A 12,871-nucleotide genomic window follows, 5' to 3' on the forward strand; every position below is an offset into this window, starting at 1 on the left:
GCTGCGAAGCGTTTTATCCGGCCGACATTTCTGACCTTACCCCTCTCTTCATCGGGAGGGAAAATATAAAACCCCCCAAAGGATTTCGTGTTGCAGGAAGGCGGCAAACGAACACATCCCCAGTCGCAGAGTGAACCAGGCGACTGGGGTGGGTAAGTGCGGCCAACGCACCTGTGGCGCGAAAGACGCAGGGGCCTCTGGAGAGCTCTGTGATGAATGACACTATTTATCAGCGGATAGAAGACAGTGCGCGTTTCAGGGAGTTAGTCGAAAAAAGGCAACGGTTTGCCACCCTTCTGTCGGTCATCATGTTGGTGATTTATATCGGCTTTATTTTACTGATTGCTTTCGCGCCTGGCTGGCTGGGTACGCCGCTCCACGCGGGAACCAGCGTCACCCGGGGTATCCCCATTGGCGTCGGGGTCATTCTGATCTCCTTTATTCTGACCGGCATTTATATCTGGCGGGCGAACGGCGAATTCGACCGTCTTAATAATGCAGTACTGCACGAGGTTAACGCATCATGAAGAGAGTCCTGACGGCGCTTGCCGCCACACTACCCTTCGCGGCCAACGCGGCGGATGCCCTTAGCGGTACAGTAGAGCGCCAGCCAACCAACTGGCAGGCCATTATTATGTTTTTGATTTTTGTCGTATTTACGCTCGGAATTACCTACTGGGCCTCTAAACGCGTGCGTTCGCGCAACGACTACTACACGGCGGGCGGCAATATTACTGGTTTTCAGAACGGACTGGCGATTGCGGGCGACTACATGTCTGCCGCCTCTTTTCTGGGCATCTCCGCGCTGGTGTTCACTTCCGGCTACGACGGCCTGATTTACTCGCTGGGCTTCCTGGTGGGCTGGCCGATCATTCTGTTTCTGATCGCCGAGCGCCTGCGTAATCTGGGACGTTATACCTTTGCCGATGTAGCCTCCTACCGTCTCAAGCAAGGCCCGATCCGCATTCTTTCCGCCTGCGGTTCGCTGGTGGTGGTGGCGCTGTATCTGATCGCCCAGATGGTCGGCGCGGGCAAACTCATCGAACTGTTATTTGGTCTGAATTACCACATTGCGGTGGTGCTGGTCGGCGTGCTGATGATGATGTACGTGCTATTCGGCGGTATGCTGGCGACGACGTGGGTGCAGATCATCAAAGCGGTGCTGCTACTGTTCGGCGCCAGCTTCATGGCCTTTATGGTGATGAAGCACGTCGGTTTCAGCTTCAATAACCTGTTTACCGAAGCAATGGCGGTTCATCCGAAAGGCACCGCCATCATGAGCCCTGGGGGGCTGGTGAAAGATCCGATCTCCGCGCTGTCGCTGGGCCTTGGTCTGATGTTCGGGACCGCCGGTCTGCCGCATATCCTGATGCGCTTCTTCACGGTGTCAGACGCACGCGAAGCGCGTAAAAGCGTGTTCTACGCCACCGGCTTTATGGGTTACTTCTACATTCTGACCTTTATTATCGGCTTTGGCGCGATCATGCTGGTCGGGGCAAATCCGGCGTACAAAGACGCGGCGGGCGCACTGATTGGCGGCAACAATATGGCGGCGGTGCATCTGGCTAACGCGGTCGGCGGCAATCTGTTCCTCGGCTTTATCTCCGCGGTCGCTTTCGCCACTATTCTCGCGGTGGTGGCCGGACTGACGCTGGCGGGCGCGTCGGCGGTTTCACACGATCTCTACGCCAACGTGTTTCGTAAAGGCGCCACCGAGCGCGAAGAACTGCGGGTGTCGAAAATCACCGTACTGGTGCTGGGCGTCATCGCCATTATTCTTGGCGTACTGTTTGAAAACCAGAACATTGCCTTCATGGTCGGCCTGGCGTTTGCCATCGCGGCAAGCTGTAACTTCCCGATCATCCTGCTTTCCATGTACTGGTCGAAGCTGACCACCCGTGGCGCGATGATGGGCGGCTGGTTAGGGTTACTGACGGCAGTGGTGTTGATGGTGCTTGGCCCGACGATTTGGGTACAGATCCTCGGTCACGAAAAGGCGATCTTCCCCTACGAATACCCGGCGCTGTTCTCCATTACCGTGGCGTTCCTCGGTATCTGGTTCTTCTCGGCCACCGATAACTCAGCGGAAGGAAACCGCGAACGCGAGCAGTTCCGCGCCCAGTTTATCCGTTCCCAGACCGGATACGGCGTCGAACAAGGCCGCGCCCATTAATCACTCTCCCACTCCCCGGTCTTTATGGCCGGGGATCACATTTTTCTTCCTGCGTTCTACCCATCTCCCGCGATAGCGCTACAGTACCCAAACAAGAGTGAAACGCTGTTTTTATTACATCAACACGTTAATTCATTTTAAGAGAAGGGAATGCGATGAAGAAATATGCCCTGGTGGGAACCGGCGGTCGCGCTGGACTGTATATTTCGGCAATTGGCGGGCAATGGAAAGAGAACGCCCGGCTGGTTGCCTTCTGCGATACCAACCAGACCCGGATGAACTACGCCAACACATTACTGGAAAAAGAGGGCGCTGCGCCGGTATCGACCTGGAAAGCGCAGCAGTTTGAGGAGATGATCCGTGAAACGCGCCCGGACATTATCATCGTTACCACCATGGACCGCACCCACGATGATTACATCGTCCGGGCGCTGCATGCGGGCTGCGACGTGATCACCGAAAAACCGATGACTATCGACGAAAAGCGCGCCCTGCGCATTCTGGATGCCATTGAAGAAACAGGCCGCCAGGTGCGCGTCGCCTTCAACTATCGCTATGCCCCGCACCACAGCAAAGTGCGCGAACTGCTGATGAACGGCACGATCGGCGAGGTTTACTCCGTCCACTTCGAATGGCTGCTGAACACCGAGCATGGCGCAGACTATTTTCGTCGCTGGCACCGCGAAAAGCGCAATAGCGGCGGTCTGCTGGTGCATAAATCGACCCACCATTTCGACCTGATGAACTTCTGGTTGGCCAGCACGCCAGCGCGCGTTTACGCTGAAGGCGGCCTGCGTTTTTATGGCAGAGAGAACGCCGAACGACGCGGCGTCACGCAGTTTTATCCCCGCGCCCACGGCTACCCGCAGGCGAAAGACGACCCGTTTGCCCTGCAAATGGCAGAGAATCCGCAGTTGAAAGCGCTCTATCTGGATGCGGAACATGAGGATAGCTACTTCCGCGACCAGAGCGTGTTCAGCGACGGCATTACCATTGAAGATACGATGTCGGTGCTGGTGAAATATCAGAATGACGTACAGCTGACGTATTCACTGAACACTTATCTGCCCTGGGAAGGGCTGAACGTGGTCTTTAACGGCAGCAAAGGCCGTCTGGAGATGAAGATCGTCGAGAAATCGTACGTTAACGCTGGCGGCGAACGCGCCAACGAAGGCAGCCTCGAGACCTGCGATATCACCGTCTTCCCAATGTTTGCCGCGCCGTGGAAAGCTGACTTCACGCTGGGCGAAGGCGGACACGGCGGCGGCGACAACGCGATGCTCGCCGATCTGTTTGGCGAGGTGAAACACGACCCGCTTCAGCGCGCCGCCGACCACCGCGCCGGGGCGATGTCGATCCTCACCGGCATCGCCGGAAACCTCTCCATGCAGCAGCAGCGTCCGGTCCACTTTAACGAATTTGCGCTGGCGTCGCGTCTGACATAACCCAACCGCCGCTGGTCAGAACATCAGCTTCGCGACCAGCGGCGCAATGAGCACCATCACGACGCCGGAGAGCATCATCACCAGGCTGGCGACGACGCCCTCCTGCTGCCCCAGTTCGTAGGAGCGCGCCGTTCCTGCGCCGTGAGACGCCGCGCCGAATCCGGCGCCTTTCGCCATACCTTCGCGTATCGACAGCCGCAGAAACAGCGCATCGCCAACCGCCATGCCAAACACGCCGGTCACCACCACGAACAGCGCCACCAGATCCGGCTGTCCGCCGATAGGCTCCGCCGCCGCCAGCGCAAACGGGGTGGTCACCGAGCGAACGGCCAGGCTGCGCTGGATTTCATCGGAGAGCGTAAACAGCCGCGCCAGCCAGACCGAACTGGTGACCGCCACCACCGTTGCCGTCACCACGCCTGCGCTAAGGGACATCCAGTGACGTTTGATAATGGCAAAATTGTCGTAGACCGGCACGGCAAAGGCGATGGTCGCCGGACCAAGCAGCCACAATAACCAGTGCGACTCGCCAATATAGCTCTGCCAGGAGATATGCCCAAATACCAGCATCAACACCAGCAGCGCCGGGGTGAGCACCAGCGGCATCAGCGGCAGTCGGCGAAAGCGGCGATACAGGCGCTTGTTGAGAAAATAGATGACCAGTGTGATGACCAGACAGAGCGCGCTAAGCTGAAAATTACTCACGATTTAACCTGCGCAACTCATAGCGATACACCTTGTCCACCACCCACGCGGTCGCACCGAGTACCATCAGGGTGCTGAGCGCAATCACGGCAAAGATACGCCAGCCGTCGATCAACAGCAGCTGCGCATAGTTCACTACCGCCACCACCGCGGGCACAAAGAACAGCAGCATTTCCGCCAGCAGCCAGCGGGCCCCCGCCCGCACCCAGCGCAACGGCAGGATCCGACACACAATCAGCGCCAGCATTAGCACCATGCCCACCAGATTGGCCGGAAGCGGCAAATGCAGCCAGGAGACAAGGTTTTGCGCAACGATAAACAGACCAGCGTACAGCAGAACCTGAACCGGAACCTGAAGTCGCTGTACGACAACAGGCGTAATGCGGCGTATCGCCACAGCCATGAAGGGATGTCCTGAAAAATAATTCGGAGCGCCAGTATAGAGAGCGCCCGTCGATGAAAGAAATGAATTAAAATCATTGCGGGCATAGTCGTAAGGAATAGTCATGGACATCAGAACGCTGCGTTATTTTGTCGAGGTGGTGCGCCAGCAGAGTTTCACCCGCGCGGCGGAGAAGTTGTATGTCACGCAACCCACCATCAGCAAGATGTTAAAAAATCTTGAAGACGAGCTTAACTGCACGCTGCTGATCCGCGACGGGCGCAAGCTTTTGCTCACGGACACCGGACGGGTGGTGTTTGAGCGCGGGCTGGCGATTCTGGCGGAGTTTCGCCAACTGGAAGCGGAGCTGGGAGACATCAACCATCTCAACAAAGGCCTGCTACGGTTAGGCATTCCGCCCATGGTCGGCATGTTGATGGCGGGTCCTATCAGTCTGTTTCGCCAGCGCTATCCGGGCGTCGAGCTGAAGGTCGCGGAGTTTGGCGGCCTGACGGTGCAACAGGCGGTGATGAATGGCGAACTGGACGTGGCGATGACCGCGCTGCCGATAGAAGCAGAAAGCGGTCTGGCGACCCTGCCGCTGTTTAACCATCCGCTTTGCGTCCTGGCGCCCCGTGCCGGTCAGTGGACAACCTGTGAGTCCGTTTCCCCCGAAACGCTGGCGGAGCACCCGCTGCTGATTTACAACGAAGATTTCGCCCTGAGCCGTCAGTTGATGCAGCTTTTTAGCGAACGCAACGTCAAGCCGCGCATTGCGGTACGCAGCGGACAGTGGGATTTTCTTGCGGCGATGGTACAGGCAGGCGTCGGCATTGCTATTCTACCGGAGCCCATCTGTGAACGGCTGGATAAAAACACGCTGCGCTGGATCCCGCTGGAAAGCGAACTGCGCTGGCAGCTCGGGATGATTTGGCGCGAAGGGGTCTACCTTTCCCATAGCGCCAAAGCGTGGCTTTCATGTTGCGAAGGATTCTGGGCAGGGGCATCGCAAACCATCAACCCGGCAAAAAACTAAAGCGCCACAAGGGCGCTTTAGTTGTTTTCCGGTCTTTGTCTTTCTCTCTATCCCGCTGAGTTCACGGGAGGGTTTCCCCCGACGTCAACACCCCTCATTCGAGCACGTGGTGGAGGTTCCGGTTTGTGTTGATACTGTAAGTGTATGCCGAGGCCGCCTGTTTGCCAGCCGACGTGGTGATTTTTTAGCCGAATTTTTTTCGTCATCTTCCACAATTTTCTATAGTTAAGAAGATGAATTCACAGGAGCCTCACATGCTAACGGTACATCATTTAAACCAGTCTCGTTCCCAGCGCATTCTCTGGGCGCTGGAAGAACTATCGCTGCCCTACCAGATTGTCCGTTACCAGCGTGAAAAGACCCTGCTTGCCCCGCCGGCGTTGAAAAAAGTGCATCCGCTCGGCAAGTCGCCCGTGGTGGAGGATAACGGCGTCGTCATTGCGGAATCGGGTGCAATCCTTGAATATTTGCAGGAAACCTACGACAGCGAAGGCAAATTTAAACCCGCCGACGCGGAACAGAAGCGGCAGTACCGATTCTGGCTGCACTATGCGGAAGGTTCGCTCATGCCGTTACTGCTGATGAAACTGGTCTTTGTCAGTCTTGGCAAGCCGCCGGTTCCCTTTGGCTTGCGCACGCTGGGCGGTGCGCTGGGAAAAGGCGTGCAGAAAGCGTATCTCAATCCACAACTGGAAACCCACGCGCGTTTCATTGACGCTCACCTTGCCGAACATCTCTGGTTTGCCGGAGAACCGTTCAGCATGGCCGACATTCAGATGAGTTTCCCGCTGTTTGCTCTACTGGCGCGCGGCGGCATCGATAATCTCTCCCACATCGAGGCATGGAAAAAACGGGTGGAAATGCGTCCGGCCTGGCAGCGAGCGATTCAACAGGGCGGCCCCTTTGAGATCCCCGGCGGGTGAGGACGAAAATGTCTCCTGTGCCCCGCGCATGGGCGAAACGACACGGCAAATTATGTTGCCAGATTGCGCATCGACGGTAACGTTTGCGCATCAGTTGATGATTTCTTCGTCGTTAACGCAAGAAATGCATAAAAAGCGACAAAGTTCAGTTGAAAATCGCCATATGATCGCTGGATAATCGTTTGCTTTTTTTTACTACCCGTTTTTTTATGCGCGGAGCTAAACGTTTGCTTTTTGCGACTCCCCTTTTGTCGCGACAGAGCACAGGGAATTGACGTTTCGCTGGCAGTGGATTGTCCACCACGCATAAAGACGAAAAATAAACTCTCAGGGGATGTTTTCTATGTCTACGCCTTCAGCGCGTACCGGCGGTTCACTTGACGCCTGGTTTAAAATTTCACAACGTGGAAGCACTGTCCGTCAGGAAGTGGTTGCCGGGTTAACAACGTTTCTGGCGATGGTGTACTCGGTTATCGTGGTGCCGGGCATGCTGGGCAAAGCTGGCTTTCCGCCTGCTGCGGTATTTGTCGCGACCTGTCTGGTGGCGGGGTTAGGCTCCATCGTTATGGGGCTGTGGGCGAATCTGCCGCTGGCGATCGGTTGCGCCATTTCACTGACCGCATTTACCGCGTTCAGCCTGGTGCTCGGTCAGCAGATCAGCGTGCCGGTGGCGCTGGGTGCGGTATTCCTGATGGGGATTCTGTTTACCATTATCTCTGCGACCGGCATTCGTAGCTGGATTTTGCGCAATCTGCCGCAGGGCGTCGCGCATGGTACCGGTATTGGTATCGGCCTGTTTTTGCTGCTAATTGCGGCAAATGGCGTAGGCCTGGTAATCAAAAACCCACTGGATGGCCTGCCAGTGGCGCTGGGTGACTTCGCAACGTTCCCGGTGATCATGTCGCTGGTCGGACTGGCGGTAATCCTCGGCCTTGAAAAGCTGAAAGTGCCGGGCGGCATTTTGTTGACCATCATTGGTATTTCGATTGTCGGGCTGATCTGTGATCCGGCGGTGAAATTCTCCGGCATTTTCGCGATGCCATCGCTGAGCGATGAAAACGGCAAATCGCTGATTGGCAGCCTGGATATCATGGGCGCGCTGAATCCGGTGGTGCTGCCAAGCGTGCTGGCGCTGGTTATGACCGCAGTGTTTGACGCAACCGGCACCATCCGCGCCGTGGCGGGGCAGGCGAATCTGCTCGACAAAGACGGCCAGATCATCGACGGCGGCAAAGCGCTGACCACAGACTCCCTGAGCAGCGTGTTCTCCGGTCTGGTGGGCGCAGCGCCAGCAGCGGTGTATATCGAATCCGCGGCAGGGACGGCAGCGGGCGGTAAAACCGGCCTGACAGCGATCACCGTCGGCGTTCTGTTCCTGCTGATCCTGTTCCTCTCTCCGCTGTCCTATCTGGTGCCGGTATACGCGACGGCGCCTGCGCTAATGTACGTGGGCCTGTTAATGCTGAGCAACGTGGCGAAAATTGATTTCGCCGACTTCGTCGACGCGATGGCGGGTCTGGTCACAGCGGTGTTCATCGTGCTGACCTGTAATATCGTTACCGGCATCATGATAGGCTTTGCCACGCTGGTGATTGGTCGTCTGGTTTCCGGCGAATGGCGCAAGCTGAACGTGGGTACGGTGGTGATCGCCATCGCGCTGGTGACGTTCTACGCGGGCGGCTGGGCGATTTGATCGCGAAGTGATTCCGAAAACGGGTGGCTTTGGCCGCCCGTTTTTATTTTCACCGCACATTTCGTTGTCTTTTGCGATACTCTGAAAAAGGTAAAATCGAGGCACGAAGCCTCTCAGGCACATAAAAAACATCGCAAACAGGGAACGCATGGAAATTTTTTTCACAATACTCATCATGACCCTTGTGGTCTCGCTGTCCGGGGTATTTACGCGCGTATTGCCCTTCCAGCTCCCCTTACCCCTCATGCAGATTGCCATCGGCGCACTGCTGGCATGGCCCACATTTGGTCTGCATGTGGAATTTGATCCCGAACTGTTTTTAGTTCTGTTTATTCCGCCGCTGCTGTTCGCCGACGGCTGGAAGACGCCGACGCGCGAATTCCTTGAACACGGGCGAGAGATCTTCGGTCTGGCGCTGGCGCTGGTGATTGTCACCGTTGTCGGCATCGGTTTTCTGATTTACTGGCTGGTGCCGGGCATCCCGTTGATACCCGCTTTTGCGCTGGCGGCGGTGCTGTCGCCAACCGATGCGGTGGCGCTTTCCGGCATCGTCGGTGAAGGACGTATTCCGAAGAAGATCATGGGCATTTTACAAGGCGAAGCGTTAATGAATGACGCTTCTGGCCTGGTGTCGCTGAAGTTTGCCGTCGCGGTGGCGATGGGCACAATGATCTTTACCGTTGGCGGCGCAACCGTGGAATTTCTTAAGGTGGCGATTGGCGGTATCCTCGCGGGCTTTGTGGTCAGTTGGCTGTACGGGCGTTCGCTGCGTTTTCTTAGCCGCTGGGGCGGCGATGAACCCGCGACACAGATCGTGCTGCTGTTCCTGCTGCCGTTCGCCTCTTACCTGATTGCCGAACACATCGGCGTGTCGGGAATTCTGGCGGCAGTCGCCGCCGGGATGACCATCACCCGTTCTGGCGTCATGCGCCGCGCGCCGCTGGCCATGCGCCTGCGCGCCAACAGTACCTGGGCGATGCTGGAGTTTGTGTTTAACGGCATGGTCTTTTTACTGTTGGGCCTGCAACTGCCTGGTATTCTCGAGTCGTCGCTGGTGGCGGCGGAAGCCGATCCAAACGTCGAAATCTGGATGCTGTTTACCGACATCGTGCTGATTTACGTCGCGCTGATGCTGGTGCGCTTCGGCTGGCTGTGGACGATGAAAAAATTCAGCATGCGTTTTTTGAAAAAGAAACCGATGGAGTTTGGATCGTGGACCACGCGTGAAATTCTTATCGCCTCTTTCGCGGGGGTGCGCGGGGCGATCACGCTGGCGGGTGTGCTCTCCATTCCTCTGCTGCTGCCGGATGGCAACGTTTTCCCGGCGCGTTACGAACTGGTGTTCCTCGCCGCCTGGGTGATCCTGTTCTCGCTGTTCGTTGGCGTGATAATGCTGCCGATACTGCTGCAACATCTGGAAGTGGCTGACCATTCGCAGCAACTGAAAGAGGAACGCATCGCGCGCGCGGCAACGGCAGAAGTGGCGATAGTAGCGATTCAGAAAATGGAAGAGCGCCTGGCGGCGGATACCGAGGAGAACATCGACAACCAGCTGCTGACCGAAGTGAGTTCGCGGGTCATCGGTAACCTGCGTCGCCGCGCTGACGGACGCAACGATGTCGAAAGTTCGCTACAGGAAGAGAACCTCGAGCGTCGTTTCCGCCTTGCCGCGCTGCGTTCTGAACGCGCGGAGTTGTACCACCTGCGCGCCACGCGTGAGATCAGCAATGAGACCCTGCAAAAGCTGCTGCATGACCTTGATTTGCTGGAAGCGCTGTTGATTGAGAATCAGTAATCCTGTCGCCCGGATGCGCTTAGCGGTCCGGGCCGGCGAAAAACGTTAATCATCCTCCAGCAGCCGCGCGCCGGTACCCTGTTCACCAAGTCGGTCGCCAGGGTTCCGCAACGGGCAATCCTTACGCGATAAGCAGCCGCAGCCGATACAACCGTCCAGCTCATCGCGCAGCGCCACCAGCGTATGAATGCGACGGTCCAGTTCATCCCGCCATTGCGAAGAGAGCTGCTTCCACTCCTTCGCACTCAACGTATGGCCTTCCGGCAGTACCCCAAGCGCCTCGCTGATGGTCGCCAGCGGAATGCCGATCCGTTGGGCAATCTTAATGATCGCCACATAACGCAACACATCGCGCTTATACCGCCGCTGATTGCCGCTGTTACGAGTACTGCTAATCAACCCTTTACTTTCATAGAAGTGCAGCGCGGATACCGCCACACCGCTGCGTTTCGCCACTTCGCCCGGCGTCAGCAAGGCTTTTATGCGGGGTAATTTCTTTTCCATAAATCGCTTTACCTCAAGTTAACTTGAGGAATTATACTCGCCCGCAGACAAAAGACGAATCGAACCCTGAAAAAGAGGCAACGCTATGTCCCATCAGCAAATTATTCAGACCCTTGTTGAATGGATTGATGAACATATCGACCAACCACTGAACATTGATGTGGTCGCGAAAAAATCAGGCTATTCAAAATGGTATTTACAAAGGATGTTCCGCACCGTGATGCGCCAGACGCTCGGCGACTATATCCGCCAGCGCCGACTGCTGTTAGCCGCCGTGGAGTTGCGTAATACCGAGCGACCCATCTTCGATATCGCTATGGATTTAGGCTACGTATCACAACAGACCTTTTCCCGCGTTTTTCGCCGGGAGTTTGATCGTACCCCCAGCGACTACCGCCATCGTCTGTAAGTTTACTGCCCGCGCGACATCAGACGTGCGGGCGGCTGCTGTAGCCAGTCGATGAACGCCTGCGGCGGCAGCGCTTTTGCGAAGTGCCACCCCTGACAATACTGTACGCCGCGCTTAAGCAACCAGTTGACCTGATCCGCCGTTTCCACGCCTTCCGCGATGGTTTTCAGCCGCAGGCTTTGGGCCATCTCGATAATATGCTCCGCGATCAGGTGGCTGGTGCTGTTCGTGGTGAGTGTGTCGATAAACGATTTATCGATCTTCAGGATATCCACCTTCAGGGAATACAGGTTATGCAGGTTGGAATAGCCGGTGCCAAAGTCATCGATCGCCACTTCGTAGCCCGCCTGACGAAACGCCTGAATAACCGGCGTGGTTTTCGGCACGTCGATAAAGCCCCGCTCAGTGACTTCCACTTTGATCTGTTGCGCAAGCACGCCGTACTGACGCGCTTTGTTGGCGATCAGGGCAATCAGTCGGGAAGAATGGAAGTCTGACGCGGAGAGATTGATCGAAATATACAGCGACGGGTTTGCCGCCAGAAACGCCCCCATCTCCCGGAAAACGTTCTCCACCACATAATCGGTGATCTGCGCGATCATCCCCTCTTTTTCCGCCAGGGGGATAAATTCGGCGGGACTCATGACCTGTCCGTTGTATCCAGGCCAGCGCAGCAACGCTTCCGCGCCCACGCATTTCTCATTTTTGATGTCCATAATCGGCTGATAGTGTACGCACAGTTGGCGCTGTTTAAGCGCCCGCTGCAGCATCCGCGGCGGCGACCTGTATTGCCGACGCGCCCGCGACCAGAGCAGCAACAGCAGTATGCTGCAAAGCACGGCAAGCGGAAGGGTGAAAAGCAGTTGCTGGTACAGATTTTGATAAAATCGACCGGTCGTTGTCGAAACAATTACCGCGATGGGGCGTTTATCGGAATGAACGAGCGTGTAAAAACGGCCATCCTGCTGAAATACGGACTGACCGCGGCGCACCAGCGGCAGTAGCTCCGCAACCCACGCTTTTTCGCTGACGGAAAAGAACGTATCGGTAACCGTGTCGAAAACGCCCCAGGCAAGCGCCGGATCTTCTGTCATCACTTCGCTGAAGGATAAGGGATTGATCACTGCAACGTAATTGCCACGCTGCATATACGTCATTTTGTAGCCTGTAAAAAAGGGCGTGTCACGGAAGTAATAAACCGCGACATCAGGTTTTCGTTTATACTCAGCGTCCGGCATAATAAAGGGCGAGGTCGGCGCCATGACCGTTGAACATAAAAAGCGATTACCCTGAGCATAAATTAACTCATTGATATAAAAACGCCCACGAATAATATTTAACATTCTTTGCCGATGTGCAGGGTTACAGGCTTGTCCCTGATACTGTTCGGCGGCGTCGCGCGCTAAGTCAGCCTGTAAAATAACCAGTTCAGTTTTATCTAATGTCAGTTGTGCGAATATACGCAATTGATGACTGGTCTGGGATACGGCTCGCAATTGGGCAAACCATAGCGCTAACATCATGGGAAGCAACACCACCATGATTATCCCGAGAAACCTCAGCATCTTCCGTCGCGCCTGATGATTCATTTCAGCCCTATATCCCTGCATATTATACGCCTGTTATTATCGAGGCCGGATGCCATACCTGGATAATTGCCATTGCCGCCAACGCACGGGCACTCTGAAGCATGACAGGTATAAATCACACAGGGGTGTTACGTTGCATGAATCCTACAATATTAGCAACTGACTTTTATTAGTAAAAGTCTGATAATATCAGGGGTTATTAATATCATTTCGTGGA

Annotated in this window: 12 protein-coding genes; 8 read left to right on the top strand and 4 right to left on the bottom strand. The window is 55.9% G+C overall.

Translation table 11 applies throughout. The annotated features are described in order from the left end of the window. The first annotated feature begins 212 nt into the window (after positions 1 to 212). The 3 genes from HVX72_RS20285 to HVX72_RS20295 all read left to right on the top strand — a co-directional run bounded on the left by HVX72_RS20285 (position 213) and on the right by HVX72_RS20295 (position 3,618). A complete protein-coding gene (locus HVX72_RS20285) occupies positions 213 to 527 on the top strand; it encodes a DUF485 domain-containing protein (protein ID WP_042291143.1) in 315 nt (104 codons plus the stop codon). Next, positions 524 to 2,173, top strand: a complete 1,650-nt coding sequence (actP, locus tag HVX72_RS20290; RefSeq protein WP_042291146.1) for a cation/acetate symporter ActP — start codon at positions 524 to 526, stop codon at positions 2,171 to 2,173. The genes HVX72_RS20285 and actP overlap by 4 nt, the downstream gene beginning before the upstream one ends. 155 nt (positions 2,174 to 2,328) lie before the next feature. Then, positions 2,329 to 3,618 carry a Gfo/Idh/MocA family oxidoreductase gene (locus tag HVX72_RS20295; RefSeq protein ID WP_181822177.1) on the top strand — a complete coding sequence of 430 codons (1,290 nt, stop codon included), beginning with the start codon at positions 2,329 to 2,331 and terminating at the stop codon, positions 3,616 to 3,618. A gap of 15 nt (positions 3,619 to 3,633) precedes the next feature. Here HVX72_RS20295 and HVX72_RS20300 read toward each other — a convergent pair whose 3' ends face one another. After that, a complete protein-coding gene (locus tag HVX72_RS20300) occupies positions 3,634 to 4,323 on the bottom strand; it encodes an LrgB family protein (RefSeq protein ID WP_042291151.1) in 690 nt (229 codons plus the stop codon). After that, positions 4,316 to 4,726, bottom strand: coding sequence for a CidA/LrgA family protein (locus HVX72_RS20305; RefSeq protein WP_060570393.1), 411 nt, complete (start codon positions 4,724 to 4,726; stop codon positions 4,316 to 4,318). Before HVX72_RS20305 ends, HVX72_RS20300 begins: the two co-directional genes overlap by 8 nt. Positions 4,727 to 4,829: 103 nt before the next feature. Here HVX72_RS20305 and HVX72_RS20310 point away from each other — a divergent pair, with 103 nt between their 5' ends. From HVX72_RS20310 to HVX72_RS20325, 4 genes are all read left to right on the top strand, one after another. Continuing rightward, a complete protein-coding gene (locus tag HVX72_RS20310) occupies positions 4,830 to 5,741 on the top strand; it encodes a LysR family transcriptional regulator (protein ID WP_042291157.1) in 912 nt (303 codons plus the stop codon). Positions 5,742 to 5,995: 254 nt separating this feature from the next. Continuing rightward, a complete protein-coding gene (locus HVX72_RS20315) occupies positions 5,996 to 6,664 on the top strand; it encodes a glutathione S-transferase (protein WP_060570394.1) in 669 nt (222 codons plus the stop codon). Between the two features lie 343 nt (positions 6,665 to 7,007). After that, the gene (gene ghxP / locus HVX72_RS20320) at positions 7,008 to 8,357 is read left to right on the top strand and encodes a guanine/hypoxanthine transporter GhxP (protein ID WP_042291165.1); all 1,350 of its coding nucleotides are present in this window, start codon (positions 7,008 to 7,010) and stop codon (positions 8,355 to 8,357) included. Between the two features lie 148 nt (positions 8,358 to 8,505). Beyond that, positions 8,506 to 10,152: a Na+/H+ antiporter gene (locus tag HVX72_RS20325; RefSeq protein WP_181822178.1), complete on the top strand. Its 1,647-nt coding sequence runs from the start codon at positions 8,506 to 8,508 to the stop codon at positions 10,150 to 10,152. Between the two features lie 45 nt (positions 10,153 to 10,197). On the opposite strand, the gene soxR is transcribed toward HVX72_RS20325, so the two are convergent. Continuing rightward, the gene (gene soxR / locus HVX72_RS20330) at positions 10,198 to 10,656 is read right to left on the bottom strand and encodes a redox-sensitive transcriptional activator SoxR (RefSeq protein ID WP_042291170.1); all 459 of its coding nucleotides are present in this window, start codon (positions 10,654 to 10,656) and stop codon (positions 10,198 to 10,200) included. A gap of 85 nt (positions 10,657 to 10,741) precedes the next feature. Between soxR and soxS the strand changes: the two genes are divergently transcribed. Further along, positions 10,742 to 11,065, top strand: coding sequence for a superoxide response transcriptional regulator SoxS (gene soxS / locus HVX72_RS20335; protein ID WP_042291172.1), 324 nt, complete (start codon positions 10,742 to 10,744; stop codon positions 11,063 to 11,065). A 2-nt stretch (positions 11,066 to 11,067) separates the two neighbouring features. Here the strand turns inward: soxS and HVX72_RS20340 are convergent, their stop codons facing one another. Then, positions 11,068 to 12,654: an EAL domain-containing protein gene (locus HVX72_RS20340; RefSeq protein WP_181823304.1), complete on the bottom strand. Its 1,587-nt coding sequence runs from the start codon at positions 12,652 to 12,654 to the stop codon at positions 11,068 to 11,070. Positions 12,655 to 12,871: the final 217 nt, after the last annotated feature.

Origin of the sequence: Citrobacter sp. RHB21-C05 (assembly GCF_013889015.1) — a bacterium.
GTDB classification, from domain to species: domain Bacteria; phylum Pseudomonadota; class Gammaproteobacteria; order Enterobacterales; family Enterobacteriaceae; genus Citrobacter_A; species Citrobacter_A sedlakii.

Coding starts and splice junctions, on each gene's coding strand:
- ghxP (WP_042291165.1), top strand. CDS start 7,008: ATGTCTACGCCTTCAGCGCGTACCGGCGGTTCACTTGACGCCTGGTTT.
- HVX72_RS20340 (WP_181823304.1), bottom strand. CDS start 12,654: ATGAATCATCAGGCGCGACGGAAGATGCTGAGGTTTCTCGGGATAATC.
- HVX72_RS20325 (WP_181822178.1), top strand. CDS start 8,506: ATGGAAATTTTTTTCACAATACTCATCATGACCCTTGTGGTCTCGCTG.
- soxR (WP_042291170.1), bottom strand. CDS start 10,656: ATGGAAAAGAAATTACCCCGCATAAAAGCCTTGCTGACGCCGGGCGAA.
- HVX72_RS20310 (WP_042291157.1), top strand. CDS start 4,830: ATGGACATCAGAACGCTGCGTTATTTTGTCGAGGTGGTGCGCCAGCAG.
- actP (WP_042291146.1), top strand. CDS start 524: ATGAAGAGAGTCCTGACGGCGCTTGCCGCCACACTACCCTTCGCGGCC.
- HVX72_RS20315 (WP_060570394.1), top strand. CDS start 5,996: ATGCTAACGGTACATCATTTAAACCAGTCTCGTTCCCAGCGCATTCTC.
- HVX72_RS20295 (WP_181822177.1), top strand. CDS start 2,329: ATGAAGAAATATGCCCTGGTGGGAACCGGCGGTCGCGCTGGACTGTAT.
- HVX72_RS20305 (WP_060570393.1), bottom strand. CDS start 4,726: ATGGCTGTGGCGATACGCCGCATTACGCCTGTTGTCGTACAGCGACTT.
- soxS (WP_042291172.1), top strand. CDS start 10,742: ATGTCCCATCAGCAAATTATTCAGACCCTTGTTGAATGGATTGATGAA.
- HVX72_RS20285 (WP_042291143.1), top strand. CDS start 213: ATGAATGACACTATTTATCAGCGGATAGAAGACAGTGCGCGTTTCAGG.